29 protein-coding genes and 2 pseudogenes are annotated in these 24,678 nt (G+C 68.7%); 14 read left to right on the top strand and 17 right to left on the bottom strand.

The features are described from left to right. Positions 1-32: 32 nt before the first annotated feature. The 8 genes from MOX01_RS06950 to MOX01_RS06915 form a co-directional block, all read right to left on the bottom strand. Complete coding sequence (locus tag MOX01_RS06950; RefSeq protein ID WP_141369038.1) at positions 33-641, bottom strand: alkylhydroperoxidase domain protein; 609 nt, start codon at positions 639-641, stop codon at positions 33-35. Continuing rightward, the gene (locus MOX01_RS06945; protein ID WP_061018277.1) at positions 638-1,297 is read right to left on the bottom strand and encodes a CMD domain protein; all 660 of its coding nucleotides are present in this window, start codon (positions 1,295-1,297) and stop codon (positions 638-640) included. The genes MOX01_RS06950 and MOX01_RS06945 overlap by 4 nt, the downstream gene beginning before the upstream one ends. Next, entirely contained in the window at positions 1,294-2,349 is a 1,056-nt protein-coding gene (locus MOX01_RS06940) for a putative FMN-dependent luciferase-like monooxygenase (RefSeq protein WP_141369036.1), read from the bottom strand. Before MOX01_RS06940 ends, MOX01_RS06945 begins: the two co-directional genes overlap by 4 nt. Next, positions 2,346-3,962, bottom strand: coding sequence for a dipeptide ABC transporter ATP-binding protein (locus tag MOX01_RS06935; protein WP_141369034.1), 1,617 nt, complete (start codon positions 3,960-3,962; stop codon positions 2,346-2,348). Before MOX01_RS06935 ends, MOX01_RS06940 begins: the two co-directional genes overlap by 4 nt. After that, the gene (locus MOX01_RS06930) at positions 3,959-4,855 is read right to left on the bottom strand and encodes an ABC transporter permease (RefSeq protein WP_141369032.1); all 897 of its coding nucleotides are present in this window, start codon (positions 4,853-4,855) and stop codon (positions 3,959-3,961) included. Before MOX01_RS06930 ends, MOX01_RS06935 begins: the two co-directional genes overlap by 4 nt. Then, positions 4,852-5,832: an ABC transporter permease gene (locus MOX01_RS06925; protein WP_141369030.1), complete on the bottom strand. Its 981-nt coding sequence runs from the start codon at positions 5,830-5,832 to the stop codon at positions 4,852-4,854. Before MOX01_RS06925 ends, MOX01_RS06930 begins: the two co-directional genes overlap by 4 nt. Positions 5,833-5,848: 16 nt before the next feature. Next, positions 5,849-7,483 carry a TIGR04028 family ABC transporter substrate-binding protein gene (locus tag MOX01_RS06920; protein ID WP_141369028.1) on the bottom strand — a complete coding sequence of 545 codons (1,635 nt, stop codon included), beginning with the start codon at positions 7,481-7,483 and terminating at the stop codon, positions 5,849-5,851. A 126-nt stretch (positions 7,484-7,609) separates the two neighbouring features. Continuing rightward, entirely contained in the window at positions 7,610-9,001 is a 1,392-nt protein-coding gene (locus tag MOX01_RS06915) for an NtaA/DmoA family FMN-dependent monooxygenase (protein ID WP_141369026.1), read from the bottom strand. A 106-nt stretch (positions 9,002-9,107) separates the two neighbouring features. On the opposite strand from MOX01_RS06915, the gene MOX01_RS06910 reads away from it, so the two are divergent. Together MOX01_RS06910 and MOX01_RS06905 are read left to right on the top strand one after the other, a co-directional pair. Further along, positions 9,108-10,094, top strand: a complete 987-nt coding sequence (locus MOX01_RS06910; protein ID WP_141369024.1) for a Gfo/Idh/MocA family protein — start codon at positions 9,108-9,110, stop codon at positions 10,092-10,094. A 2-nt stretch (positions 10,095-10,096) separates the two neighbouring features. Next, positions 10,097-11,089 (top strand): NYN domain-containing protein, encoded by a 993-nt coding sequence (locus MOX01_RS06905; RefSeq protein WP_141369022.1) that lies wholly within the window; start codon positions 10,097-10,099, stop codon positions 11,087-11,089. A 65-nt stretch (positions 11,090-11,154) separates the two neighbouring features. On the opposite strand, the gene MOX01_RS06900 is transcribed toward MOX01_RS06905, so the two are convergent. Continuing rightward, on the bottom strand, positions 11,155-12,279 hold the full coding sequence (locus MOX01_RS06900) for a Gfo/Idh/MocA family protein (protein WP_141369020.1): 1,125 nt from the start codon (positions 12,277-12,279) through the stop codon (positions 11,155-11,157). Next, entirely contained in the window at positions 12,279-13,085 is an 807-nt protein-coding gene (locus tag MOX01_RS06895; protein ID WP_141369018.1) for a sugar phosphate isomerase/epimerase family protein, read from the bottom strand. The genes MOX01_RS06900 and MOX01_RS06895 overlap by 1 nt, the downstream gene beginning before the upstream one ends. 108 nt (positions 13,086-13,193) lie before the next feature. On the opposite strand from MOX01_RS06895, the gene MOX01_RS06890 reads away from it, so the two are divergent. From MOX01_RS06890 to MOX01_RS06880, 3 genes are read left to right on the top strand one after another with little or no spacing between them, the layout of a single operon-like run. Beyond that, the gene (locus MOX01_RS06890) at positions 13,194-13,811 is read left to right on the top strand and encodes a TetR/AcrR family transcriptional regulator (protein WP_113680856.1); all 618 of its coding nucleotides are present in this window, start codon (positions 13,194-13,196) and stop codon (positions 13,809-13,811) included. Between the two features lie 53 nt (positions 13,812-13,864). Next, positions 13,865-14,497 carry a DUF4166 domain-containing protein gene (locus MOX01_RS06885; protein WP_141369016.1) on the top strand — a complete coding sequence of 211 codons (633 nt, stop codon included), beginning with the start codon at positions 13,865-13,867 and terminating at the stop codon, positions 14,495-14,497. Continuing rightward, complete coding sequence (locus tag MOX01_RS06880; RefSeq protein ID WP_141369014.1) at positions 14,494-15,480, top strand: epimerase; 987 nt, start codon at positions 14,494-14,496, stop codon at positions 15,478-15,480. The genes MOX01_RS06885 and MOX01_RS06880 overlap by 4 nt, the downstream gene beginning before the upstream one ends. Here the strand turns inward: MOX01_RS06880 and MOX01_RS06875 are convergent. From MOX01_RS06875 to MOX01_RS06865, 3 genes are read right to left on the bottom strand one after another with little or no spacing between them, the layout of a single operon-like run. Further along, a complete protein-coding gene (locus MOX01_RS06875; RefSeq protein WP_058631229.1) occupies positions 15,477-15,857 on the bottom strand; it encodes a PLDc N-terminal domain-containing protein in 381 nt (126 codons plus the stop codon). The two genes, MOX01_RS06880 and MOX01_RS06875, sit on opposite strands and share 4 nt — an antisense overlap. Before the next feature lie 39 nt (positions 15,858-15,896). After that, a complete protein-coding gene (locus tag MOX01_RS06870) occupies positions 15,897-16,826 on the bottom strand; it encodes an aldo/keto reductase (RefSeq protein WP_058631230.1) in 930 nt (309 codons plus the stop codon). 50 nt (positions 16,827-16,876) lie between these two features. Next, positions 16,877-17,107, bottom strand: a complete 231-nt coding sequence (locus MOX01_RS06865; protein ID WP_220151143.1) for a helix-turn-helix domain-containing protein — start codon at positions 17,105-17,107, stop codon at positions 16,877-16,879. Positions 17,108-17,201: 94 nt separating this feature from the next. Between MOX01_RS06865 and MOX01_RS06860 the strand changes: the two genes are divergently transcribed. The 4 genes from MOX01_RS06860 to MOX01_RS06845 all read left to right on the top strand — a co-directional run bounded on the left by MOX01_RS06860 (position 17,202) and on the right by MOX01_RS06845 (position 20,368). Beyond that, a complete protein-coding gene (locus MOX01_RS06860; protein WP_230977821.1) occupies positions 17,202-17,576 on the top strand; it encodes a helix-turn-helix domain-containing protein in 375 nt (124 codons plus the stop codon). A gap of 44 nt (positions 17,577-17,620) precedes the next feature. Beyond that, entirely contained in the window at positions 17,621-18,013 is a 393-nt protein-coding gene (locus MOX01_RS06855) for an ImmA/IrrE family metallo-endopeptidase (RefSeq protein WP_046749758.1), read from the top strand. Between the two features lie 8 nt (positions 18,014-18,021). Next, entirely contained in the window at positions 18,022-18,624 is a 603-nt protein-coding gene (locus MOX01_RS06850; RefSeq protein ID WP_141369012.1) for a GNAT family N-acetyltransferase, read from the top strand. 169 nt (positions 18,625-18,793) lie between these two features. Beyond that, entirely contained in the window at positions 18,794-20,368 is a 1,575-nt protein-coding gene (locus MOX01_RS06845) for an amino acid permease (protein ID WP_141369010.1), read from the top strand. A gap of 19 nt (positions 20,369-20,387) precedes the next feature. On the opposite strand, the gene MOX01_RS06840 is transcribed toward MOX01_RS06845, so the two are convergent. Then, positions 20,388-20,591, bottom strand: coding sequence for a hypothetical protein (locus tag MOX01_RS06840; protein ID WP_028503256.1), 204 nt, complete (start codon positions 20,589-20,591; stop codon positions 20,388-20,390). A gap of 90 nt (positions 20,592-20,681) precedes the next feature. Here MOX01_RS06840 and MOX01_RS06835 point away from each other — a divergent pair, with 90 nt between their 5' ends. Continuing rightward, positions 20,682-21,293, top strand: coding sequence for a flavodoxin family protein (locus MOX01_RS06835; protein WP_141369008.1), 612 nt, complete (start codon positions 20,682-20,684; stop codon positions 21,291-21,293). A gap of 6 nt (positions 21,294-21,299) precedes the next feature. Here MOX01_RS06835 and MOX01_RS06830 read toward each other — a convergent pair whose 3' ends face one another. Then, positions 21,300-21,800: a GNAT family N-acetyltransferase gene (locus MOX01_RS06830; RefSeq protein WP_141369006.1), complete on the bottom strand. Its 501-nt coding sequence runs from the start codon at positions 21,798-21,800 to the stop codon at positions 21,300-21,302. A 90-nt stretch (positions 21,801-21,890) separates the two neighbouring features. Between MOX01_RS06830 and MOX01_RS06825 the strand changes: the two genes are divergently transcribed. Then, positions 21,891-22,901, top strand: coding sequence for a hypothetical protein (locus MOX01_RS06825; RefSeq protein WP_170224167.1), 1,011 nt, complete (start codon positions 21,891-21,893; stop codon positions 22,899-22,901). 33 nt (positions 22,902-22,934) lie between these two features. Here MOX01_RS06825 and MOX01_RS06820 read toward each other — a convergent pair whose 3' ends face one another. Beyond that, on the bottom strand, positions 22,935-23,294 hold the full coding sequence (locus MOX01_RS06820) for a hypothetical protein (protein WP_141369004.1): 360 nt from the start codon (positions 23,292-23,294) through the stop codon (positions 22,935-22,937). Further along, positions 23,291-23,440 (bottom strand): hypothetical protein, encoded by a 150-nt coding sequence (locus MOX01_RS19120; RefSeq protein WP_170224147.1) that lies wholly within the window; start codon positions 23,438-23,440, stop codon positions 23,291-23,293. Before MOX01_RS19120 ends, MOX01_RS06820 begins: the two co-directional genes overlap by 4 nt. Here MOX01_RS19120 and MOX01_RS06815 point away from each other — a divergent pair. The 3 genes and pseudogenes from MOX01_RS06815 to MOX01_RS06810 all read left to right on the top strand — a co-directional run. Next, positions 23,434-23,607 (top strand): annotated as a pseudogene (locus MOX01_RS06815) (IS30 family transposase); the annotation flags it as partial. The gene MOX01_RS19120 and the pseudogene MOX01_RS06815 overlap by 7 nt on opposite strands. An 89-nt stretch (positions 23,608-23,696) precedes the next feature. Then, positions 23,697-23,855: pseudogene (locus MOX01_RS19565) on the top strand (twin-arginine translocation signal domain-containing protein); the annotation flags it as partial. A 51-nt stretch (positions 23,856-23,906) separates the two neighbouring features. Further along, the gene (locus MOX01_RS06810; RefSeq protein WP_230977820.1) at positions 23,907-24,566 is read left to right on the top strand and encodes a M15 family metallopeptidase; all 660 of its coding nucleotides are present in this window, start codon (positions 23,907-23,909) and stop codon (positions 24,564-24,566) included. Positions 24,567-24,678: the final 112 nt, after the last annotated feature.

Raw genomic sequence — 24,678 nt, 5'->3', positions numbered from 1 at the left:
AGAGCGGCTGCTTCTGTAGCCGAGAGCGAGGGTCAGGCGGGAGCGACCGGCCGACCGATCGACAGCATCAGGCGGTTCGCCCAGTTGAAGAACGCCGCGCCGTGGATGACATCAGCGACCTCCAGGTCGTCGAGTCCTGCCGCCCGCAGCCGGGCGATCTCGTGCTCCCCGAATGTGCTCGGAGTGTCGGTGAGCGCGACCGACGCGGCCACGATCGCGTTCCAGCGCTCGCCGAGATCGGCGTCGACCCCCTCGTCCAGCAGCAGGTCGACGTCCTCGACCCGCTTGCTGTGGTGTGCGGCGAAGCGGGAATGCACCGAGGCGCAGAACACGCACCCGTTGCGCCGTGATGCTGCGGTCGCCGCCAGCTCGCGGTCGGCGCGCGGCAGACCCTCGGCGACGTTGTAGAAGATGTCCTTGTCGACGAGTGTCCGCGCCTTGAGCACCTCGGGGTCACGGGCCAGCAACCGGAAGTAGTCGTTCTTCGCCCGCGCGGCATCGACGAGCCCGTCGTAGTGCCGTGGCGTCAGCTCCTTCTCCGCGAGGGGCTCGAGATGCGGGACCCAGCCCACCTCTCCGCGGGTGAAGGCGTACGGGTGCGGGGCGTCGTCGTGCCGGAGCACGGTCTGTGCGGCGGTCATGCGGCCTCCTCCTCGGAGATCTCGGTCTGGGCGGTGAGTCCTGCAGCGGCGAGCGCACGGAGTCCGGTGACGACCCGCTGCTGGAAGGCGAGGAACGACACCAGCTGGGACAGCGTGACGATCCCCTCGGTCGACCACCCGGCATCGAGCAGTCGCCCGAGATCGGCGCCCGACGCTTCACGGGGCCGGAACACGAGCAGGTGCGTGTGCGCGAGGGCTGCGGCGAGGCGCTCGCCGATGACGGCGGTCACGGCACCATCGGGCTCATACCGTTCGCCCTCCGTGTTCTCGGACTGCAGGCCGAGTTCGGTGTAGGCGCCGAACGGACCGCTCGTCGACGCCCCGGCTGCCTCGGCGAGCACTGCTCCCGCCCGCTCCGGATCGGCCTCGCGCGCGCGGGCGGCATAGAACGCCGCTGTCGCATCGTCGACGCCGGCGAGTCCGGTGGCGAAGGCTGCGACGAGCTCGCGCTCCGCCTGCGACACATGCGCGACCGTGACCGGTCGGAAGAGGGCGTCGAAGCTCGCCTGCAGCTGCTCTCTGGTGACCGGACGGCGGCGGCGCAGTTCGTCCAGCTCCGGCGTCACCCCCACGATCCGGTCCACGGTGTCGTCGGTGAGGACGGTGTCGTCGGTGAGGACGGTGTCGTCGGTCATGCGTTCTCCTTGATTGTCTCGGTGTTTGCTGTCTCCGCGATGGCGTAGCCGAGGGCCGGGGCGACCTCGTCGGCGAACAGTGCGATCGAGCGCAGCACGTGCTCGTGCGGCGCATCGACCGAGTGCACCTGGAAGGCCACCTCTGTCGCGCGGGTGAGGGTGGCGTCGGCGGCGAGCGACTCGGCAACCTGGTCTGGCGTGCCCAGATGCGTGTCGAGCGCGGCTATCAACTCGTCGATGTCGTCACCGGGGATGGTCTGGCCCTGCCGACGGAAGCCGTCCGCCGCCCGACGCAGCCCGACCTCGGCGAACCGCAGAGCCTCGGCGCGGTCATCCGCGACGAACACGGTGCGCGAGGCGGTGATCCGCGGAGTCACCCCGACCGGCAGTGCCTCGAGGTACGCGTCGATGATCGGGTCCTGCAGCTCGGACAAGGGGGCGTACAGGCGGTCGGGCCTGCGCGGCTGAGTGCGGGAGAGCAGGAGCCCGTGCCCGTGGATGCCGGCGCGGTGACCGCCGGGAGCGGAGAAGGTGGCCTGCCACACACGGTCGGCGAGGTCTCCCGCATCCGGGTAGAGCGTGTTGCCCGCGCCGACGTCGCGACCGGCGAGGCCGTCGAGGAGCGTGCGCAGCTTGCGGTCGTAGGTCACCGCCTTGTCTCGCACATCCTCCCCGAACGGCACGAACGACGACGGGGTGCCGCCGCTGCCGAGGCCCAGATCCACTCGCCCCCCGGAGAGCAGATCTGCGACCACGGCATCCTCGGCCACCCGCACCGGGTCCTCCAACGGCAGGGTGATCACGCCGGTCCCCAGTCGGATGTCACTCGTGACGGCGGCCGCGTGCGCGAGGAACACCAGCGGCGACGGCAGACCACCCTCGGCCGCGTGGAAATGATGCTGTGCGACCCAGGCTCTCCCGATCCCGTGGCGCTCCGCCTGCTGGATCTGCGAGGTGGCGAGCGCATACCTCTCGGCAGGAGACGCGTCGTCGAGCAGACGCGTGAAGAACGCGACGGTGGGCCCGGTCGAAGGGGCGGATTCGGTGGTCATACGACGATCTCCGTTCGTCCGGGGACCGCTGCCAGCAACTCCCTGGTGTACTCGTGCTGCGGGTCGCGGAAGAGGTCTTCCGTCTGCCCCTCCTCCACGATCCGGCCGCGGCGCATCACCGAGACCGTGTGACTGATCCTGCGCACGACGGCGAGGTCGTGCGAGATGAACAGGTAGGTGAGCCCGAGCTCCGCCTGCAGCGAGGTGAGCAGTTCCAGGATGCGCGCCTGCACGGTCACGTCCAGCGCCGACACCGCCTCGTCGAGCACCACGACCTCGGGATCGATCGCGAGGGCCCTCGCGATCGCGACACGCTGCCGCTGTCCGCCCGAGAGTTCGCGCGGGGTGCGCCGCGCGACATCGGACGGGAGCGCGACCCGGTCGAGGAGAGCGAGCGCGCGTTCGCTGCGCTCGGCGCGAGATCCGACGTGGAAGTTCTGCAGCGGCTCCGCGACGATGTCGACGATCTGCTGGCGGGGATCCAGCGAGGCGAACGGGTTCTGGTAGACGAGCTGCACACGGCGGCGCAGCGCTCGCAGCTGCTCGCGCTTCGCGTGGGTCACGTCTTCTCCGGCGACCTCGATGGTCCCGGCGTCCGGCTGATGGAAGCGCGTGACCAGTCTCGCCGTCGTGGTCTTCCCCGACCCCGATTCGCCGACGAGCGCGTGGGTGGTACCACGGCGAACCCGGAACGAGACGTCGTCGACAGCGCGGAACCGCTCCCGGCCGGCGACGCGGAACTCCTTCACAAGCCCTTCGGCGACGATCGCGTACGGGTTCTCCGCGGCGACGGCTGCGGCATCCCGCAGGAACGGCGGGGCGTCCGGACGCCGGAAGCCGGTCGTGAACGCGGGAGCATCGGCGAGCAGCTGACGCGTGTACGGGTCCGTCGGTGCGGCGAGCACCTCCTCGCTCCGCCCCTGCTCCACGATCCGGCCGTCCTTGAGCACGACGAGTCGCTCCGCCCGATCGGCGGCAACGCCCAGGTCGTGGGTCACGAGCAGGATGCTGGTGCCCTCCTCGCGCTGCAGCTCGTCGAGCAGATCGAGCACCTTGCGCTGCACCGTGGCGTCGAGGGCACTGGTGGGCTCGTCGGCGATCAGCAGGCGGGGTCGCAGGGCGATCGCGGTCGCGATCAGCACACGCTGCCGCATGCCTCCGGAGAGCTCGTGCGGATACTGACGCGCCCGCAGATCCGGGTCGTCGATACCGACACGGTCGAGCAGCTCGATGGCCCGTGCACGACGCGAGCGCCGATCCCGATGCCCATGCAGGCGCAGGATCTCCTCGACCTGCTTCCCGACCGGACGCACCGGGTCGAGGGAGGTCGTCGGATCCTGCGGGACCAGGCCGATCTCCGCACCGCGGATGCCGCGCAGCGCACGATCGGACCACCCTGAGATGTCGAGGTCGCCCAGGACGACCGTCCCGCCGTCGACCCTGCCCCCTGCGGGGAGGAGCCCGAGGAGCGCGTGGGCGGTCGTGGACTTGCCCGACCCCGACTCCCCGACGAGGGCGAGGGTCTCCCCCTCGCCGATCTCGAAGGAGACGCCGTGCACGACTTCACGACCCCCGTAGGAGATGCGCAGATCCGATGCGGTCAGAACGCTCATCGCGTGCCCCTTCCGATGCGGTGGCTGATGCGGTTGGCGCTGAGCACGACCGCGACGACGATGAGACCCGGCAATGCCGTGAGCCACCAGGCGGTGCCCATGTAGTTGCGGCCCTCGGCGATCAGCAGTCCCCATTCCGGGGTGGGTGGCGGAGCGCCGTAGCCGAGGAACCCGAGCGTCGAGATGGCGAGGATCGCCGTCCCGAACTGCAGGGCGGCGAGCGCGACGATGGGGGTGAGGGAGTTGGGAAGCACGTGTCGACGCAGCACGGCCAAGAAGGTGGCACCGCTGCCGAAGGCGGCCTCGACGTACTCGGTGCGCCGCACCCGGGCGACCTCGGCGCGCATCAGCCGCGCGAACGCCGCGACGCTGCCGAGTCCCACGGCGAGGGCGGCGTTGACCGTGCCGAATCCGAGCAGGATGATCACCGAGAGGGACAGGAGCAGCCCGGGAATCGCGAGCAGCACGTCGACGATGCGCATCAGCACGTCGTCCACCACCCCGCCCACGGCTCCGGCTATCGCGCCGAGAACCGTGCCGAGAGCGAGACCCACCGTGACGGCGATCAGCGCGCCCGAGAGCGAGTGCACGGCACCGTGGACGACACGGCCGAACAGATCACGGCCGAGGGTGTCGGTGCCGAACCAATGCGCGGCACTCGGCGGCAGCAGCTTGTCGGCCGGCACACCGGTGAGCGGGTCGCCGGGCGCGAACACGCCGGGGATGACCGCCCACAACACAGCGACGGCGACCACGGCGAACGCGAGATACAGCCCCCACGCGCGGCCGCGCAGACGGCCAGGGCGGCGAGGGGTCCGCGGAAGCTCGGGGACGGTCGGGGTCGGCTCGGAGTCCGGTTCGACACTCGTCGCAGCGATCACGGGAGCGGTCATGCGGGCACCTCCTGAGGCGCGGGGCGGGCGGCGACGGACGCGGTGGAGCGCGCGACCGCGCGCTGACGCGGGTCGATGAGCGGCGTGACGAGGTCGACGGCGAAGCTGATGACGACGAAGCCGAGCGCCGAGAGCAGCACCACACCCTGCAGCACCGGGATGTCCTGGTTCGCGACGGCCTGCTCGGTGAGACGGCCGATGCCCGTGCGGCCGAACACCGTCTCGGTGACGACGGCTCCCCCGACGAGTTCCCCGAACAGCACGCCCGCGATCGTCAGGGTCGGCACGGCGGCGTTGCGGGCGACGGAGCGCGTGAGCACCCACAGCGGCGGGGCCCCCTTCGCCCGGACCACCGTGACGAACGGCTGCGCCTGCACCTGATCGATCGCGCGGACCAGCACCTGCGCCAGCGGAGCCGAGATCGGCACGGCGAGGGTCAGCACGGGCAGGATGAGTCCGCTCACCGGGTCGGCCCCGACGATCGGCACCCAGCCGAGCCCGAACGAGAACACCTGGATGAGCAGGATGCCGAGCCAGAAGACCGGCACCGCGACGAAGAGACCGGGCACCTGACGAAGTCCGTCGCGAAGCCAGGCGAACGGGGCGAGCGAGGAGAGTCCGGCGATCAGCACGGCCAGGAGCAGAGCGACGAGGAGCCCGAGGGACGCGAGCAGCAGCGTCGCGGGGAGCGCCTCCGCGAGCATCGTCAGCACGGGCGTGCCGAACTGCGTGGAGTAGCCGAAGTCCCCGGCGAGGAACCCGAGCCCCGCGTGCACGTACTGCTCCCACCACGGCAGATCCGTGCCGTAGGTGGCTCGGATGCTGTCGAGCTGATCCGTGGACAGCCCGAGGCTGGGATCGGAGAACTTGATCAGGATCGCATCGCCCGGCAGCAGCTGCAGCAGGAAGAACGTGGCCGTGAAGGCCGCGATCAGAACGATCGCGGCCTGCCCGGCTCGTCGGAGGACGAAACTCATCGACGCACCATCCCGATCAGTGCTCGGCGAGCCAGACGCCGGAGAACGTCGGGCGTCCGACCGACTCGAAGGCGACGCCGTGCACGTAGGTCGCGGTGCCGTACACCTGCGGCTCCTCGAAGAGCGGGATCACGTAGGCCTGCTCGGCGATGTAGTCCTGCACGGCCTGCGATGCGGCGACGCGCTTGTCGGCGTCCGGCTCTGAGGCCACGGCGAGCAGCAGTTCATCGAGCTTCGCGTCCTTCGAGATCAGCACATCGCGGTTCTTCGTGAAGTACTGGCTCTTGATCACGTCCAGATCCGCGCGTCCGACCATCGAGTGGTAGAAGCCGGTCTTGAGCGGGTCGCGCGTGTCCTCGGCGTAGCTTCCGGCATCACCGGGCTTGACCGAGAGCTCGACACCCACCTTCGCCAGCTGCTGCGCCACGAGCTCCAGGGTCTGCTTCGACAGCGGCTGCGGCTTCGCCTCGTACACCGTGATCGAGAGGCGCTCGCCATCCTTCTCGCGGATGCCGTCGGCGCCGGGCTCCCAGCCGGCCTCGTCGAGCAGCTTCTCGGCCTTCTTCGGGTCGTAGGCGTAGTGCTTCGACTCGTCCTTGTAGCCGAGCGCCTGGGAGGAGAGCACCGACGTCGCCGCCGGGTAGTTCTCGGTGAACAGCGTGTCGACGACCTCCTGCGCGTTCACCGCGGCGATGATCGCCTGCCGCACGCGGATGTCGGTGAGCAGCGGATTCTCGGGACGCAGGGCGATCGAGTTGTTGACGCCGCGGGTCTGCGGCGCGTAGAGGGTGAAGCCGGCTGCCTCGACGCGGTCCTCGTCGAACGCCTGCACGTAGCGCACGTAGTCGGCCTGGCCCGCGAGCAGCGAGCCGATCCGCACCGAGTCTTCGGGGGTGATCAGCACGTGCACGGCGTCGAGGTACGGGCGACCGTCATTGTCGACGCTGTCGGGTCCCCAGTCGTAGTCGTCGCGCGCGGTGAGCGTGTACTCGGTGCCGAGCTTCTCCCCCGTGACCGTGAACGGACCGGACCCGATGATCTCGGCGGCGTTGCCCGCGCCGAAGTCCTCGATCGTGCCGTCGAGCGTCTCCGGCGACAGCAGACCCGAGTTGATGGTCGAGGTCGCCTGCAGGAACCCGGGGGACGGTGCGGAGAAGTGGAACGTCACGGTGTCGTCGTCGACCACCTCGCTGCTGGCGTAGTTGTTGATCGCCTCGGAGACGGTCAGGCCCCGTTCCGCATCGCCCAGGCCGTAGGTGTCGAAGTTCTTCTTCACTGCCGCGGCGTCGAGCACCGTGCCGTCCGAGAACGTCACGTCGGGGTTCAGGTTGAACGTGTACTCGGTCGCGTCGTCGTTCACGGTCCAGTCGGAGGCGATCCACGGCTCGATCTCGAGCGTGTCAGGGTTCTGCCAGGTCAGGCGGGCCGCGATGTTGTTCACGATGCCGCCGTTGGGGTAGAAGCCGGCCTGCGGCGGATACAGGTTCGTGTAGGCCTGGTGCTCGAGGTACGTGAGCGTTCCACCCTTTACGGGGTCGCCGCCTTCGGCGGGAGAGTTCGCCGGGGCGGGCGTCGACGCGCAGGCGGCGAGGCTTCCCGCCAGGATGAGCGGCACCGCGATGGCGGCGGCGCGGAGGAGGCGACGGTTCATGGGTGGTTCTCCAGGTTTCGGGTGTGATGCTTCGGGTGAGGTGCTGTGTGTCGAGATGCCGTGCGTTGAGGTGACTTCACGGTAGGAATCAGGGGCGGGAACGCGCGACCCGGGCGACGCCGGTCGTCATGCGTCGACATACGACGTAATGCGCAGGCGGTCGCGGAGTGTGGTCCCGTCGCCCTGCTCCTCGCTTCGCAGCAGCCCGCGACGGCGCAACTCCGGCGCCGCGTTACGCGTGAACGCCTCGAACTGCGCCGGTTGGAAAGCCGACAGCACGTTGAACCCGTCCGCCCCGCCTTCCTCCCGCCAGGTCTCGAAATGATCGGCGATGGTTCCCGCGTCACCGACGACGAAGGCGGCCGGCACCGCGTGCGCGGCGACCAGGTGCCGCCAGGTGAGGGGATCGGCGGTCGCGCCCCCGGAGACGTTCAGCCCGGCGATGAGGGCGAGACGTTCGATCAGCGCCGCACCGCGCGCGCCCAGCCGGAGTGCTTCCGCGGCAGTCACCGGCGCATCGAAGGTGGCGGAGCGCAGCGGGTCGTCGACCGGAACGTCGAACGCGTCGGCGAGCGCGGCGATGCTGCGGTTCAGCGGGAACGCCGTCCGCGCCGCCTGGTGCCCCTCGGCGAGCGGCACCAGGGCGAGCAGCCGCTCCACGATGCGACGAGCATCGGCATCCGTGTCCGCGACGACCGGGAGCACCGGCGCGATCACCTTCAGCGCATCGGGCGAGCGTCCGGACTCGGCGGCGATGTCCCGCAGCAGCCGTCGTGTGGCGATGGCGTCCGCCAGCGTCGGTGCGGCGGTCAGGGCGAGATCGGCCGCGGTCGCCGCGAGCGCCCTCGACCGCGGCGATGTGCCGGCATGCACGATCGGGATCCGGCCCTGCGGAGGTCGAGCGACGTTGAGCGGCCCGGCGACCCGCACCTGAGCGCCCCGCAGCTCGGCGGCGCGCAGCCCCTCCGGATCGATCAGCACCCCACGATCGGCGTCGGCGATCCAGGCGTCCTCGCCCCACGAATCCCACAGCCGGCGCAGGGCTTCGACGAACTCCTCCGCCCGGTCGTAGCGGGTCTCGTTGTCGGCGTGCGCGTCGCGACCGTGGTTCCCGGCCGCGCGCGGCTCGGCGCCGGTGACGAGGTTGATGCCGGCACGGCCGCGGGTGAGCACGTCGAGCGAGGCGAGCGACCGCGCGGTCGTGTACGGGTCGGCGTAGGTCGTGTTCACCGTGGCGATCAGGCCGATCCGCGAGGTCACTCCCGCGAGGAAGAGCACGGCGCTCACGGGGTCGATGCGCGCCAGCAGATACGGATCGCGGAACTCCAGGTCCGGCCCCGTGGCGAGCCAGTCGCCGAAGAACAGATAGTCGAGCCCGGCATCCTCTCCCTCTCGCGCGATGTGGCGCAGGATGTCGGCGTCTCTCGCAGGGTCGCGGTGCGCCCCTGGCTGCCGCCAGCCCGAGGGATACGCGCCGAGGGTGCGCACCATGGCGCCGATGATGAGGGGTTCGGTCATGCCCGTCACGGTAGGAGCCGCTCCCCACCCGCTGCCATGGCGTCGATGCCGGGCGTCACGGGATGTAACAGTCCGTCACACCCGGAGCACCCCCTACGCTGAGACCATGACAGGTCTTCGGTGGGGAATCCTCGCGACCGGCGGAATCGCCGGCGCATTCGCGTCCGATCTGCGAACCGCCGGGCTCGACCTCGTGGCCGTCGGATCCCGGTCACAGGAGTCGGCCGACGCGTTCGCCGCCCGCTTCGACATCCCCCGCGCGCATTCTTCGTATGAAGACCTCGTCGCGGACCCCGATGTCGACATCATCTACGTGTCGACACCGCACCCGATGCATCACGAGAACGCCCGCCTTGCCCTCGAGCACGGCAAGCATGTGCTCGCCGAGAAGGCGTTCACCCTGAACCGCGCCGAGGCGGAAGACCTGCAGGCGCTCGCCGCCGAGCGCGGTCTGCTGGTGATGGAAGCGATGTGGACGCGGTACCTGCCGCACATGGTCCGCATCCGCGAGCTCATCGTCGACGGCGCCCTCGGTGAGATCCGGGCCGTGAGCGCCGATCACACCCAGCTGCTGCCCTCCGAACCCGCGCATCGGCTCAACGCCCTCGAACTCGGTGGCGGCGCCCTGCTGGACCTCGGGATCTACCCGATCTCCTTCATCTGGGACATCCTCGGCGCACCGACCAGCATCCGCGCCGTCGGCCGCCTCATCGAGACGGGAGCCGACTCCGAGGTCGCCACGGTCATGACCCACGACGGCGGTGCGGTCTCGACCAGCCTCTCGTCGTCGCGGGCTGCAGGCCCCAACGTCGCGAGCATCATCGGCACGGCCGCCCGCATCGACATCGACACCGTCTGGTACAGCCCGACCACGTTCCGCCTCGTCCTGCCGGACGGCACGGTGCAGGAGAGCTACACCTCCGAGGTCGAGGGCCGTGGCATGCAGTTCCAGGCGCTCGCCGCCGAGCGTCTGGTGAGCGAAGGCACCCTCGCGGGCGACATCCTGCCCATCGCCGAGAGCGTCGCGATCATGGGCACCCTTGACGAGATCAGGGCGCAGATCGGCGTCCGCTACCCCCGCGAGGAGGTGTAAGCATGGCCGAGACCACCGATGCCCGCGTCGCCGTCTACCTCGACTTCGACAACATCGTCATCTCCTGGTACGACCGGGTGCACGGTCGCAACGCCTACGGCAAGGACCGTCAGCGGATCAGCGAGAACCCGAACGACCCCGAGGTCACCGAGCGATTGAGCCGGGCGATGATCGAGGTCGGCGCCATCATCGACTACGCGGCCTCGTTCGGCACGCTGGTGCTCACCCGCGCATACGCGGACTGGTCCTCCCCCGTCAACGCCGTGTACCGCTCGCAGCTCGTTGCCCGCGCTGTCGACCTCGTGCAGCTGTTCCCCGCCGCGGCGTATGCCAAGAACGGCGCCGACATCCGGCTCGCCGTGGATGCGGTCGAGGACATGTTCCGCCTCCCCGATCTCACCCATGTCGTGATCGTCGCGGGTGACAGCGACTACGTGCCCCTGGCTCAGCGCTGCAAGCGCCTCGGCCGCTACGTGATCGGCGTCGGGGTGTCTGGCTCCACAGCCAAGTCGCTGGCCGCCGCGTGCGACGAGTTCGAGTCGTACGACTCGCTGCCCGGTGTCGTGCGCCCCTCCAAGCCGGTCGCCGCCGCCGCGGCCACTCCCGCGGTCGAGGCGCCGACGCCGGTGGCGGAGGCGGAGGCTGTCGCCGAGACGGTGACGGAGACCGCCTCGAAGCCGAAGGCCGCCTCGAAGCGATCGCGATCCAAGGCCGCCCCGAAGGCGGAGGAAGTGCGGGTCGAGGACAAAGTCGACGATCAGGAGGTGGCGACGCAGCTGCTGGAGCGCGCGCTCCGTCTGGGGCACGACAAGGCCGACGCCGACGAGTGGCTGCACAGCTCCGCGGTCAAGACGCATATGCGTCGCATGGACCCGTCGTTCAGCGAGAAGGCACTCGGCTACCGGTCGTTCTCCGACTTCCTGAAGTCCCGCGACGACATCGCGGAACTCGAGGAGACCGGGCACGAGCGTCTCGTCCGCCTGCTCGAGCCCTGAGAGTGGTCCGCGACGTGGCGGCCAGGACGCGGTGATCCGCTCCTGGCCGCCACGTACGGCCGGTGTCAGAGCGTGGCTTCGAACGGGTCGAAGTCCGCGGCGATCGACCCCACCTGATCGAGGGTGCTCTCGACCTCGACGAAGCTCCGCGCCTCGGCGGCCTCCTCGATCGAGAGCAGGGTGTCGAGCACGTGGTAGCCGAACTCGCCGGTGGCGACGTGTGGACGCCCCGCGGCGATCGCCCGCGCCATGTCGAGCAGCCCGACGCCGCGGCCGGACAGCACGCCCTCCTGCTCGACGTCGATGATCTCCTGCTGCACGGGCTCCGGCGGGATGAACAGACGTGTGAGCGGACGGGTGATCGAGATCGCGCCGCCGAACGTGTTCGGGTCCGGGATCACGATCGTGCCCTCGGTGCCGGTGATCTCGACGATGCCCTGGCGGACGACGGGTGAGTCGGTGCTGTACAGGCTCTGCGCCTGCCCGCCCTCCTCGAACGCCATCAGCACGCTGAGCGTCGAGGGGATCTCGACCGGGAACTCCTGGCCTGCGAGTTCACCGACCTGCACCCGGCGCGTGGGAGAGCCCTGCAGTCCGAGTGCTGCGACCGAGGCGACAGGCCCGAACACGTGCACGAGGGCCGACACGTAGTACGGCCCCATGTCGAGCAGCGGTCCGCCGCCCTTGGCGTAGAGGAACGCGGGATTCGGGTGGAAGATCTCCGGTCCCGACCACTGGAACGTGGTCTGCGCGAACAGCGGACGCCCGATGTCTCCGCGCGCGATCGCTCGCTTCGCCGTCTGCACGCCAGGACCGAGGACGGTGTCGGGGGCGACGCCGACGCGCAGGCCCGCCGCGTCCGCTTTCTGCAGCAGGCCGCGGGACTCCTCACGGCTCACACCGATCGGCTTCTCGGTCCAGACGTGCTTCCCCGCCGCGATGATCGCCTCGGAGACCTCCACGTGCACGGCCGGGATCGTGAGATTCACGACGATGTCGATCTCCGGATCCTGGAGCACCGTGTCGACACCGCCGGCACGAGGCACGCCGTACTTCTCGGCCTGCGCTTTGGCGCGCTCCTCGAGCAGGTCGCCGATCGCGACGACGCGCACATCGGGGAACGTCGTGAGGTTGGACAGGTACTGGTCGCTGATGTTCCCGGCACCGATGATGCCGACGCCCACCGCCATCAGGCCGCCACCTTCTCGTCGAGGTAGACCCGGCTGCGCTCGATGGCGTCGAACAGGTCGCCCTCGTAGTGGTCGAACTCGACGATCGCGAGCTCCAGCGCCGGTGCTGCGGTGATGGCCTCGATCAGCGGGACGTTACCCTCACCGGCGGCCACCTGATCGGCGGGCGGATACGCTCCCGCGAGTGCGGGGTCGAGTGTGCCGTCCTTCGCGTGCACGGCGATCACCCGACTGCCCAGACGCTCCAGCAGCGCGACGGGATCGACGCCGCCACGGGCCACCCAGTACAGGTCGACCTCGAGCACGACGCGGTCGTCGAGCAGCCCGGCGAGGACCTCCAGGCCGGTGACGCCGTCGAACACGGCCTCCAGCTCGTGGGCGTGGTTGTGGTATCCGACCCGCACACCGACGGCCGCACCGATCTCCGCGGCCTCGTTGAGCAGTCGCGCCGTCTCCTCGATCTGCTCGATCGACTCCCAACGCGCCGGTTCGGTGTAGGGGTCGATGACCGTATCCATGCCGAGCACCTTCGCCGCGGCGAAGACCTCAGCCGGGGAGGGGACGGGCACCGTGGTGCCGCTGCCGTCGGGGTTGACGAACGACGGCGACGCCAGGAAGGCGTGTCCGGAGGGGGCGACCAGACCGGCGGCGGTGAGCGCGGCTGCGAGGGGCTCGGCGCGGCGCACGAAGTCGTACGGCTCGACGGCCGTGAAACCGCGGGCTGCCACCGCCTGCAGGGAGGATTCGAGGTCGGCCTCCAGCTCGTCCTTGATGGTGAACAGCTGCAGGGAAGTCCGAATCGTCATCGGTCGTGCTCCTTCGGTCATCGGTGACGTGGCGGGACCGGTGTCCCGTTCAGGCACGCTATCATCAAATACCTCCACGCGGAAGTTTTGAATCGCTAGACTGCCCTCATGCCCCTCGACACCCCCGAACCCCCGGAGCCCCCACGGCAGCGCGGGGCCTACGCGAAGGGGATCGCCCGTCGGCAGGAGATCCTCGACCGCGCCATCGAGGTGTTCGCCGAACGTGGCGCCGACCGCACGAGCCTGCGGGCCATCGCGCGCGAGGTCGGGGTCACGCACGCGGCTCTCACCCACTACTTCGGCTCCCTGGAGGAGCTCCTCGTTGCGGTCTACGAGGAGAGCACCGTACCGTCGCGCCAACCGAGCTCTCCCCCGCCCGACGCGACGCCGGTGGAGATGATGATCGAGTCCGCGCGGCTCAACCGTGCGATACCCGGTCTCGTGCAGCTGTACTCGACGCTCGTCGCCACGGCGCTCGAGGAGGGCCATCCGGCGGCGCGCACGTTCGCCACCGGTCGCTTCACGCGCCTCCGCGCCCGACTCGCCGACGTCGTCCGACGCCAGCAGGAGGAGGGGAGGATCCGCGACGACCTCGACGCTGATGCGGTCGCAGCCCTGGTGGTGGCGGCGTCCGACGGCCTGCAGACGCAGTGGCTGCTCGACGAGACCGCTCCTCAGCACGAGGCGCTCGCCCTGCTCGATCGACTGCTGCGACCAGGAGCCTGACGACGGGTGGACCGCAGTGCGGGGCGACGCGAAGCCGAGGCTAGGCTCGAACCGTGACGCCCGTGCCGCAGTCCCCGTACGCCAGAGCACTCGGCGAGCGCATGGCCGACCTTCACCCCCGACTGCGCCTGTACTTCGCACCGATCCCGGACGGAGCGACCGGCATCGGCGAGGGGGTGTTCGAGCGAGTGGGCACTCCGCGTCGATGGCTGTGGCCCTTCCTCCGGGTCCTCGAACGACGCGGCGTGGTCGCCGCGGGGTGGGAGCGAGAGGTGCCGTTCCGGGTCGAGAACCGCACCATCGCGTCCAGAGCGCTCAGTGAGCGGACCTTCTTCTTCGGCCGTGGCACGTGGACCATGCGAGACGCCGTCGCACTCACCCGCCATGGCCGCGTCGTCGACGAGCTCGGCGAACCGGGCCTCCTCGCCGCCTGCTTCGACGTCGAGGTACGTCAGGGCGCACTGCATCTGAGGAGCCGAGCCGTCGGACTTCGCTTCGGTCGCCTCCGGGTGCGGATCCCCCGGCCCGTGGCACCTGTCATCCGCCTCACCGAGCGCTTCGACGACGACCTCGATCGGCAGCGCATGGCCCTGACCGTCGATGCGCCGTTCCTCGGCCGCCTGTACGAGTATCGGGGAGAGTTCGCCTATCGCATCCAGCATCACGAGAAGGAGCAGACCGCATGAGCACAGGACGGGTCGTCATCGGCGGTTCCACCGGGTTCATGGGGCGCTTCCTCGTGCCCCGGTTCCGCGCGGAGGGGCGCGAGGTCGTCACGATCTCGCGTTCAGGCGCCGACATCCGCTGGGGCGATCAGGTGGAGATCGATCGCGCCGTCGACGGTGCCGCCCTCGTGATCGGATTGGCCGGCAAGAGCGTCAACTGCCGTTACACCCCAGAGAACCGGGCGGAGATCTTCCGCTCCCGCCTCGACACCACCGCGTCGCTGAGCACCGCGATCACCCGGTCCTCCGCACCTCCCGCGCTCTGGATCAACTCCTCGACGGCGACGATCTATCGCCACGCGGAGGATCGTCCGATGACCGAATCGACGGGCGAGGTCGGCAGTGGGTTCTCGGTCGAGGTCGCGAAGGCGTGGGAGAAGGCGCTGTTCGCCGACGAGCTCCCCGCCACCCGCCGCGTCGCCCTGCGCAGCACGATCGTGCTCGGCCACGGCGGCGTGCTCGGCCCGGTGAGAGACCTGGCGCGGTTCGGGCTCGGCGGGTCCCAGTACGACGGACGATGGCCGGTCAGCGCGGCTCGGCGCGCTGCGGGCACGGGACATCTCCCCGGCGCGCGTCGTGGCCGCCAGCGTTTCAGCTGGGTGCACATCGAGGATGTCGCGCGCATCATCGACTTCCTCGAGCGGAATCCGGCGCTCGAGGGCCCCGTCAACGCTGCCTCTCCGCATCCGGTGGACAACGTCGAGTTCATGGCGACGGTGCGGCGGGCCCTCGGAGCGCGGATCGGGGTTCCGATGCCCCGATGGATGCTGGAGCTCGGAGCCATCGGCATGCGCACCGAGACCGAGCTGATCCTGAAGAGCCGGTGGGTGCTGCCGGAGATGCTCACAGAGGCCGGTTTCGAATTCCGATATCCGTTCCTGGAGGACGCGATCCGCGAGTCCTTCGACCTCCCGCCGGCAGATCAGGGACTGCCGGCCGCCTAAGAGGTGCCGGCTGGCGCGTCGCCGTCGGCCCCGCGCTTCTTCTCGATCTCCTGGCGCAACCGCCACTCCTCGATCTCACGGTCGAGATCGGCGATCTGCTGCTCGGTGGTTCTCGTGTCCCTCGGTGGCGCCGGACGCACGTCGGTCGACGCCGCGGGCCGCTCAGCTCGTCGCATCCGCGGCATCTGTATGCCGGACTCCCCGTACTCGCGGCCGAGACCGAACCAGAGCAGGCCACCGATCAGCGGCAGCAGGATCACGATGATGATCCACGCCAGTTTCGGCAGGAACTTCACCAGCGAGCTGTCCCGCGTGATGATGTCGATCAGCGCGCCGATCATCAGGGCGATGACGAGGAGCGAGAACAGGAACGACATGAGTTCAGGGTAGACGACGCCGCGACGGACCGCAGGGGTCTACGGAAGCAGGTGTCCGCCGGCACGGAACAGTTCGTACCACTCGGGTCGGGTGAGCGCGACATCGGCACCGGCTGCCGCATCACGCACCCGCTCGGGCGTCGTGGTTCCGAGGACCACCTGCATGCCGGCGGGGTGGCGGGTGATCCAGGCGGTCGCGATGGCGATCGGGGTGACGTCGTGCACCGCCGCGAGGCGATCGATCACGGCGTTCAGCTCCGCGTAGGCGGGGTTGCCGAGGAACACCCCGTGCGAGAAGCCGTCCTGAAACGGCGACCATGCCTGGATCGTGATCCCGTTGATACGGCAGTACTCCACGATGCCGCCGCCATCGCGCACCAGGCTCTGGTCATGGCCGGCCATGTTGGCAGCGACCGGCTGCGCGATGATCGGTGCGTGCGTGATCGACAGCTGGAGCTGATTCGCCACCAGCGGCTGCCGGACTGCGGTGCGGAGCAGATCGATCTGACGCGGGGTGTGGTTCGAGACGCCGAACGCCCTGACCTTTCCCGCGCTCTCCAGGTCATCGAACGCGCGGGCGACCTCCTCGGGCTCGACGAGCGCATCGGGGCGGTGGAGCAGGAGCACATCGAGGCGGTCGGTCCGCAGAGCAGCGAGCGAACCCTCGACCTGGGCCACGATGTGCTCGTAGGAGAAGTCGAACATCCCCTGCGAGGGCACGATGCCGCATTTCGTCTGCAGCACGATCTCGTCGCGCTCGGAAGAGGTCAGCTGCAGCGCCTCGGCGAACCGCGACTCGCAGTGGTGCATGCTGCCGCCGTAGATGTCCGCATGGTCGAAGAAGTCGATGCCCGCAGCCCTGGTCGTGTCGTAGAGGTGGCGGATGTGCGCGTCATCCTTGTCGTCGATGCGCATCATGCCGGCGATCACGGCGGGGGCGGTGGACGATCCGAACGACACTGTCTTCATGCCCCCACGCTATCGCCAGGCACGGACACGGCGGTCCGGCACAGCAACCGTCACGAGTCGTCGCCTGCCGCTCCCGGAAGAAGCGCGGTGACCGGGATGCCGAGCACATCGGCGATACGCACGAGGTCGACGACGGTGAAGTCCTCCCTGCCGTCGAGAAGCTCCCCCAGGGCGTCAGGGCCGATACCCGAACGCTCCGACAGCTCAGAAAAGGACACCCCGGCGTGAAACCGTGCTCCGTCGACTTCCGATGCCAGCAAATGACGCAATTCCGTCCCCATACGCCTACACTAGCGCCACGAACGGACACGCATGGGGGTCGAATGGGCCAGAATGGCGGCATTCTGGCGTCGTCACGCTGCTATGGTGAGCCGGGTGAAGACACCTGCAGAGGAGTTCAACGAGGCCGTGGGTCGCCAGATGCGCGCGGAGATCGCCGCCTCGCGGAGCAGCATCGCCGCGATGGCGCGCAGCATCGGCATCGCCCGAAGTGCACTCGACAACTACGTGACGGGCAAGCGAGCGATCCCGGTACCCGTCGTCTACGCGGTCTGCGCCGACCTCGGCGTCGAGCCCCATGTCCTGCTCGCCCGCGCGGAAGAGCGCCTCAGAGCCGACGGCGAGACCACAGCGCGCATCACGCCGATCTGGCGCACCCCCGATGTCGCCGGCCCCCGCGAAGATAGCCGTGAGGTCGCCTTCGAATCCGGCGTCCGGCACGACGCCGACACCGACGACCTCTACGAGTAGGCCGATACCGGCTTCCGCCCGCGAGACGTCACGAGGAGGAGAGAATGCACCAGCTCCTCCACCTCGCCGACGCGCAGCGGGTGCGCGTGGTCGAGCGGCCCGGCCGCACCCGCGGGGGCTACGACCCCACCACCCGCACGATCCGCCTCGCTCCGGGGATGAGCGCCCGCACGACCCGCAGTGTGCTCGCCCATGAGCTGGGGCACGCCTGCCTCGGCCATTTCCCCGCGACGACATCGGCCACACGAACGCAGCAGGAGCGTCAGGCCGACGAATGGGCGGCGTCCCGCCTGATCACGCCGCGGGCGTATGCCGAGGCGGAAGAGGTGCGCGGGCCGCACCTGGCGAGTCTCGCCTTCGAGCTGGACGTCACCATCGAGTTGGTCGAGGCCTACCAGCGCCTGCTGCGTCAGAGGCCCCTCGTCACTGCTGGTTGAATATCGGCATGGCCTTCCTCGTCGCCCCCTCCCCCGTCACCCTCTCCGGCGAGCTCGTGGAACTCCGACCTCTCGATCGATCGCACATCGACGGACTGATCGAGGCCGTGCAGGAGGGGGAGCTCTGGAAGACGGCGTGGTACACCTCGGTCCCCGCACCCGACGGCGTGGCTGCGGAGGTCGAGCGACGGATCGGCCTCATCGAGAAGGGCGAGATGATCCCCTTCACGGCCTTCGACACCAACGGTCGCATCCTCGGGCTCACGTCGTACTACGACATCGTGGCCGACGTACCCCGACTGCACATCGGCTTCACCTGGAATCGACCGTCCGCGCACGGCTCGGGCACGAACGCCGAGTCCAAGCTGCTGCTGCTGCGTCACGCATTCGAGTCCCTCGGAGTCTTCCGCGTCGGCCTCACCACGCAGTGGGTCAACTTCCAGTCGCGGGCGGCGATCGAGCGCCTCGGCGCGAAGCAGGACGGGGTCATGCGGGCGATGAGCCGCTACCGCAACGGCGCGCTGCGCGACAGCGTGGAGTACTCGATCATCGAACCGGAGTGGCCTGCTGTCAGGGCGAACCTCGAGGCGAGACTCGCCAGACGACGCTGACGTCGATATCGGGACGCCGGATCCCATACCGGTACTTTGCGCGAGAATCCTCGCCAGATGCGTGTCCTCGAACGCGATCGCCGCCATGATTCATGGAGCCTGTGCAGGAATTCGCACAGGAGGTCGGGCGCAGATCGCGTCCGCGTCGCTTCGCCCGGAGAGGTATCGCATGGCCGACCCCACATCCCGCGTCCCCCTCGATCCCGAAGACGCACGCGAGAACGAGCGTGAGCTCACGGGTGATCGCACCCTCGCGGTCGCAGACTTCTCCAACGAGGAGGCGGGGTATCACAAGACCCTCAAGCCCCGCCAGATCCAGATGATCGCGATCGGCGGCGCGATCGGCACGGGGCTGTTCATGGGTGCGGGCGCACGTCTCGCATCCAGCGGCCCTGCACTCATCCTCGTCTACGCCCTCTGCGGTTTCTTCGCGTTCCTCATCCTCCGCGCGCTCGGCGAACTCGTGCTGCACCGCCCTTCCTCGGGCTCCTTCGTCTCGTACGCACGAGAGTTCTACGGTGAGAAGCTGGCGTTCGCGAGCGGGTGGCTGTACTTCCTGAACTGGGCGATGACCTCGATCGTCGACGTCACGGCCGCAGCGCTCTACGTCAAGTTCTGGGCGCAGTACTGGGAGCCGCTGCAGGCCGTCCCCCAATGGCTCATCGCCCTCGTCGCTCTGGTCGTCGTGCTGTCGCTCAACCTGGTCAGCGTGAAGCTGTTCGGCGAGATGGAGTTCTGGTTCGCGATGATCAAGGTGACCGCTCTGGTCGTCTTCCTCGTGGTCGGGACCTGCTTCATCATCTTCAACGGCACCACGGATCTCGGAGTCACCGGGATCGCCGTCATCGCCGACAACGGCGGTGTGTTCCCGATGGGCTACTTCGCCCCGATACTCGCCATCTCGGGTGTCGTGTTCGCGTACGCGTCGATCGAACTCGTCGGCACCGCCGCCGGTGAAACCTCAGAGCCCGCGAAGGTCATGCCCAAGGCCATCAACACCGTCGTGGTACGGATCGCCGTCTTCTACGTGGGCTCGATCCTGTTGCTCTCGCTACTGCTGCCGTTCGACACATACAAGGCTGGGGAGTCGCCCTTCGTCACCTTCTTCTCCCACATCGGCTCGCCGCACACCGGAGCGGTCGCCGGGTCGGTCATGAACTTCGTCGTCCTCACCGCAGCGCTCTCCAGCCTCAATGCGGGCCTCTACTCCACTGGTCGCATTCTGCGATCCATGTCCGTCAACGGCTCGGCGCCTCGCTTCACGGCGAGGATGAGCGCGAACGGCGTCCCGTTCGGCGGCATCCTCCTCACCGCCTCGATCACGCTGATCGGGGTCGGCATCAATGCCCTCTGGCCCTCGCAGGCCTTCGAGATCGTGCTGGAGGTCTCGGCCATCGGCATCATCGGCGGCTGGGCGACGATCATCCTGTGTCAGCTGAAGATGCACACGCTCGCGAAGAGAGGACTGGTGGAACGCCCATCGTTCCGGATGTTCGGAACCCCCTACACGGGCTACCTGACCCTGGCGTTCCTGCTGTTCGTGCTGGTGTCCATGGGCTTCTCCGAGACCGGACGTTGGGTGCTGGCCTCGCTCGTGCTGCTCATCCCCGCACTCGTCATCGGATGGTTCGCCGCGCGCGGCAAGATCGCCGAGGCTGCCCGGGCCCGGGAAGGCTTCACCGGCGTCCTGCCGGTCGTCGCCGGGCGCCAGGCAGCGGAGGCGTTGCGGCGCAAGAAGCCCTGAGGCGACGACGCCGCGCGGGTTACTCGGTGGCGTTGCCCGACCAGTTGTTCGAGCGACGAGTGGCCGAACCGCCCTGCCGGAAGATGAAGGCGAGCGCCAGCGTCACCAGCAGAAGACCGCCGCAGAAGGCGAGCGCCTGGAATGCCGGCAGCCCGAAGGAGATGCCCATCAGCAGGATGCCTCCGATGAAGAGGATCATGAAGAAGAGGAAGCTGAGGATCACGGGATCTCCTGTCGTCGGTGCCGTCTACCAGGATAGCCCGGACTGGGAAACCCCCTGTGCACGTTCTTCGAGGTCTGGTGTGCTCGGAGCATGAACACTCCCCTCACCGCCGTCGCCATCTCCTGCACGCTCAAGCCGTCTCCCGCGTCGTCCAGCTCCGACCTCCTCGCGACGCAGCTCCTCGACGCCCTGGCAGCGCACGATGTCACCGGCGACCTCGTGCGCGCCGTCGACTTCTCGCTGAGCCCTGGGGTCGAGAAGGACATGGGTGACGGTGATGAGTGGCCGCGGATCCGTCAGCAGGTACTCGACGCCGACATCCTGGTCTTCGTCACGCCGACGTGGATGGGTCAGCATTCGAGCGTCGCGCAGCGCGTGCTGGAACGCCTCGACGCTGAGCTGGGCGAGAGCGACGAAGACGGCCGCCCCATCCTGTTCGACAAGGTGGCCATCGCCGGCGTCGTCGGCAACGAGGACGGCGCCCACCACATCGCGGCGATCCTCTTCCAGTCACTGAACGACGTCGGATACACGGTTCCCGCACAGAGCTCGGTCTACTGGAACGGCGAGGCGATGCAGACCACCGACTACAAGGACCTCGAGGAGACTCCCGAGAAGGTCGCGTCCGCGATCAGCACTGCCACCAGGAACGCCGCTCACCTGGCGCGGTTGCTCAAGGCGCAGAAGTACCCCGCGGAATGACGTCGATCAGGCCGTGAGGTCGAGGGCCCATTCGTTCACGGTCATCTCGGCGCCACGGAACTGGTCCGTGACCGTGCCGTGCAGCGTGAAACCGTTACGTCGGCAGACTCCGTTTGAGGCGGAGTTCTCGATCGCGGGACAGGCCATCAGGAGCCGCCGCGGCTCGGGGTGCGCACGGGCGTCGTCTATCAGGAGGGCGAGGGCTTTCGATGCGACCCCGCGCCCCTGCGCTTCGGGTCGGACGAACCATCCGGTCTCCCATGCCGGCTCATCCCTCCACACGACCGGCCAGTAGCCGATCGACCCGAAGGACATCCCCTCCTCGTCCTCGACGACGAACATCCGCGCTTCCCCGGAGGCGACCAGGCGCAGGTAACGGGCGTGGCGCTCCGTGATCTGGTCGTCGGTCTCAGGCCCGTTGAGGTGCGCGGTCATCTCCGGGGTGTTGGCGGCATGCAGCAGCTCGAGGTCGTTCTCGGACCAGGTCCGGAGTCTGAGGGTTTCCATGCACGGATCTTGCCACGGGCCGCCGACATCACAGGGCGAAGATCAGTTCGCTCCCGTGCGGTGTATTCGGGAGAGGTGTAGGTTGCGGAGATGGAGCCGATCCGAGTGGGGCTCGTGGCGGACCCGGCTTCGCCCACCGTCGTCGCGCGTCGGATGACCGATCTCACACCGCCGGTCGCCGCGCAGGCCGACGGCTGGATCGTCGAGCTCCTCAGCGAGCCGTTCACCCTCGGATCCGAAGACGTCGACGTCGCCCTCGAACGACTCCGCGCACACGCCGAGCAGAACCGGTGGGACCTCGTCGTCGGCGTCACCGAGCTCCCGCTTCGCGACGACGACGGTCGCTATCTACTGGCGGCGATCGATCCTCGACGCCAGGCCGCAGTGCTGTCCCTGCCCGCACTGGGCGGTTACCGGGTGCAGAGCAGGGCACGCCACGCAGTGCGCGGGCTCGTCAGCGGGATGGCTGCTCCCACCTCGCCCGAAGAGCAGCGTCTGCCGCTTCCCCGCCTCAGCGCCCGGGGGCGCGTGCTGCGGGGCATGGTGCTGGCGAACCGTCCGTGGCTTCTCGCGGCCGGCCTCAAGTCCGCGCTGGTCGCAGCCCTGGCCACCGGGGCCGTGGCGACGATCGAGCCGACGGTGTGGTCGCTCGCCATCTCGCTGTCCGGCTGGCGCCTGGCGGCAGCGACCGTTGCCTCCATCGCGATCCTCATCGCCTGGATCGTGATCGACGGCAGGCTCTGGGACCGCCCGGACGACGACTCGACACAGGCGCGCGAGAGATCCCGCCTCTACAACACCTCGACGATCCTGACGCTGACCATCGGCATCATCATCTGCTACCTGGCGTTGTACGTGGTGAATCTGGCCTGGGCGCTCTTCGTGCTCGATACGACCGTGATGAGCGAAGCGCTCGGCCGGACGGTCGGCGTCGAGGATCTCTTCGTGCTCACGTGGTTCGTCGCATCGGCGGCGACGCTCGGCGGGGCTCTGGGCACGGGTTTGGAATCCGACGACGCGATCCGCGCCGCCACCTACTCGAAGCGTGAGGAGGATCGACGCGCCCGCCTGGCGGACGAGAGGAGCCGCGGGATCGAGTGATGCCACGGCTCCTCTCCCCGTCGATCGTCCGGGTCATCCGAAGGCGGAGATCGCCCCGAGTCCGAACACGACCGCAGACACCAGCCCGCCGAGCGCCAGGCGGATCACACGCCAGGTGAGTCGGCGGCGCGTCCGGATCCACGGGAGAGCGTCGACGCGCAGCACGAGCCCCACCACGCCACCGGCGGCGAGCGCGACGGCCGCGAACCACAGCGCGATCGGCACGCCGGCCCAGCCCGTGGCGAAGTGCAGCACGGTGAACACGGCGAGGAGTCCGACGGATTCGGCGATGGCGGCCGTCCGGTCCGCGATCCGGAACCGCTTGATCCCCCACGCTCTGACGGCGTAGAGCGCGGAGAACGCCACGAGTGCGATGGCGAGGAACAGGTTCATTCGGTGATGCCCTTCTCGATGAGGTTCACAGCGACCCCCGGAAGCTGGGCCGCGGTGTTGGAGAGCACGATCGTGCCCCGGCCGCCCTCACGATCGAGGACGGGGAACGATGCGAAGCCTCCCGTCTGCCCGTTGTGCAGAGTCAACCAACGGCCTGCTGCGCCAGCACTTCCCCAAAGACACTGACCTCTCCGGACACACCCGAGAAGACCTCGAGCGAGTCGCGCACGAACTCAACACCCGGCCCCGCAAGATGCTCGGTTGGGAAACTCCAGCCAAGCGCCTCGCTAGGCTCATCGCCGGAGTCGCTTGACCACCTGGTGGACGCACCTGGAGTTCACCCCTTCGTGTGCGGCTCCTTTCATTTTCTTTGTCACGTTCAGGCTCAGATACGGTGACTTCATGACAACACCGCTCGGAGCACCTCCGCCTGGCACCACCGCGGGTGCCGTTCCGGGGGAACCATCACCATCACGACCATCCCCACTGTCTCGACGACGGTTTCTGTCGGCAGCCGCTATCGCGGCCCTCGTCGCTGCTGCGGGACCGGTTGCGGGGCAGACGGCTCCCGCTCATGCCGACTGGGGGTCGTACCGGAATGGCGAAATACCATTGTCGGCGCTCACTCCCATTCCTTGGAGGCCGTCTCTCTACCTGCGCACCGACGCGGTAACCGCGCTGGTCGCTCTGAACGTCGAGTTTCGTAAGCAATTCGGGCGCGACCTGCCCCTCTCAGATGGCTACCGGGATTACGCTAACCAGGTCAAAGCCCGCGAGTATTGGTGCGCCCGCCGCCAGTGCGAGAACGCAGCTGTGCCTGGCGAGTCGAACCACGGCTGGGCTGTCGCCATCGACATTGGTGTGCCTATCGATGGATGGACGAATCCGATCTACCTCTGGATGAAGGCGAACGCCGGCCAATGGGGGTGGATCCATCCAGATTGGGCAGAGCCCGGAGGGAGGAAGCCCGACGAAGCATGGCACTGGGAATACACGGGCGACTACACCGCGCCGCCCGAGACAACAACAACGGAGAACAACGTGGAAGCAATTGTCAAGGTCCCCAACGGCACGGTCGTCCACCTGCGATATGGGGGCAAGACCGACTTCGCTAGTCAGCAGCAGTACAACGATTTCCGCATGCAGGTCAACACGCTGCGCGGCCTCGGAGCCACGGACATCATGCCGCTGCCGGAGCTTTCGCAAGTTCCTGGTGTGACGTGGGATACCTTCACGTTCCTCGCCGGGTACATCGGAGCCCCCACGGCCTGACCATATCAACGCCAACGATGGACAAGAGAGCGCCCGCTCCCAGCCAGATCGGCTGACAGCGGGCGCTCTTCATATGATCAGAGCAGGTTGTGTTGCAACGACTCCTGGAGTT

This window comes from Microbacterium oxydans, assembly GCF_006540085.1.
GTDB lineage: Bacteria > Actinomycetota > Actinomycetes > Actinomycetales > Microbacteriaceae > Microbacterium > Microbacterium oxydans.
The sequence above is the reverse complement of the archived record's forward strand: the minus strand, read 5'-3'. Positions and strand labels throughout refer to the sequence as shown.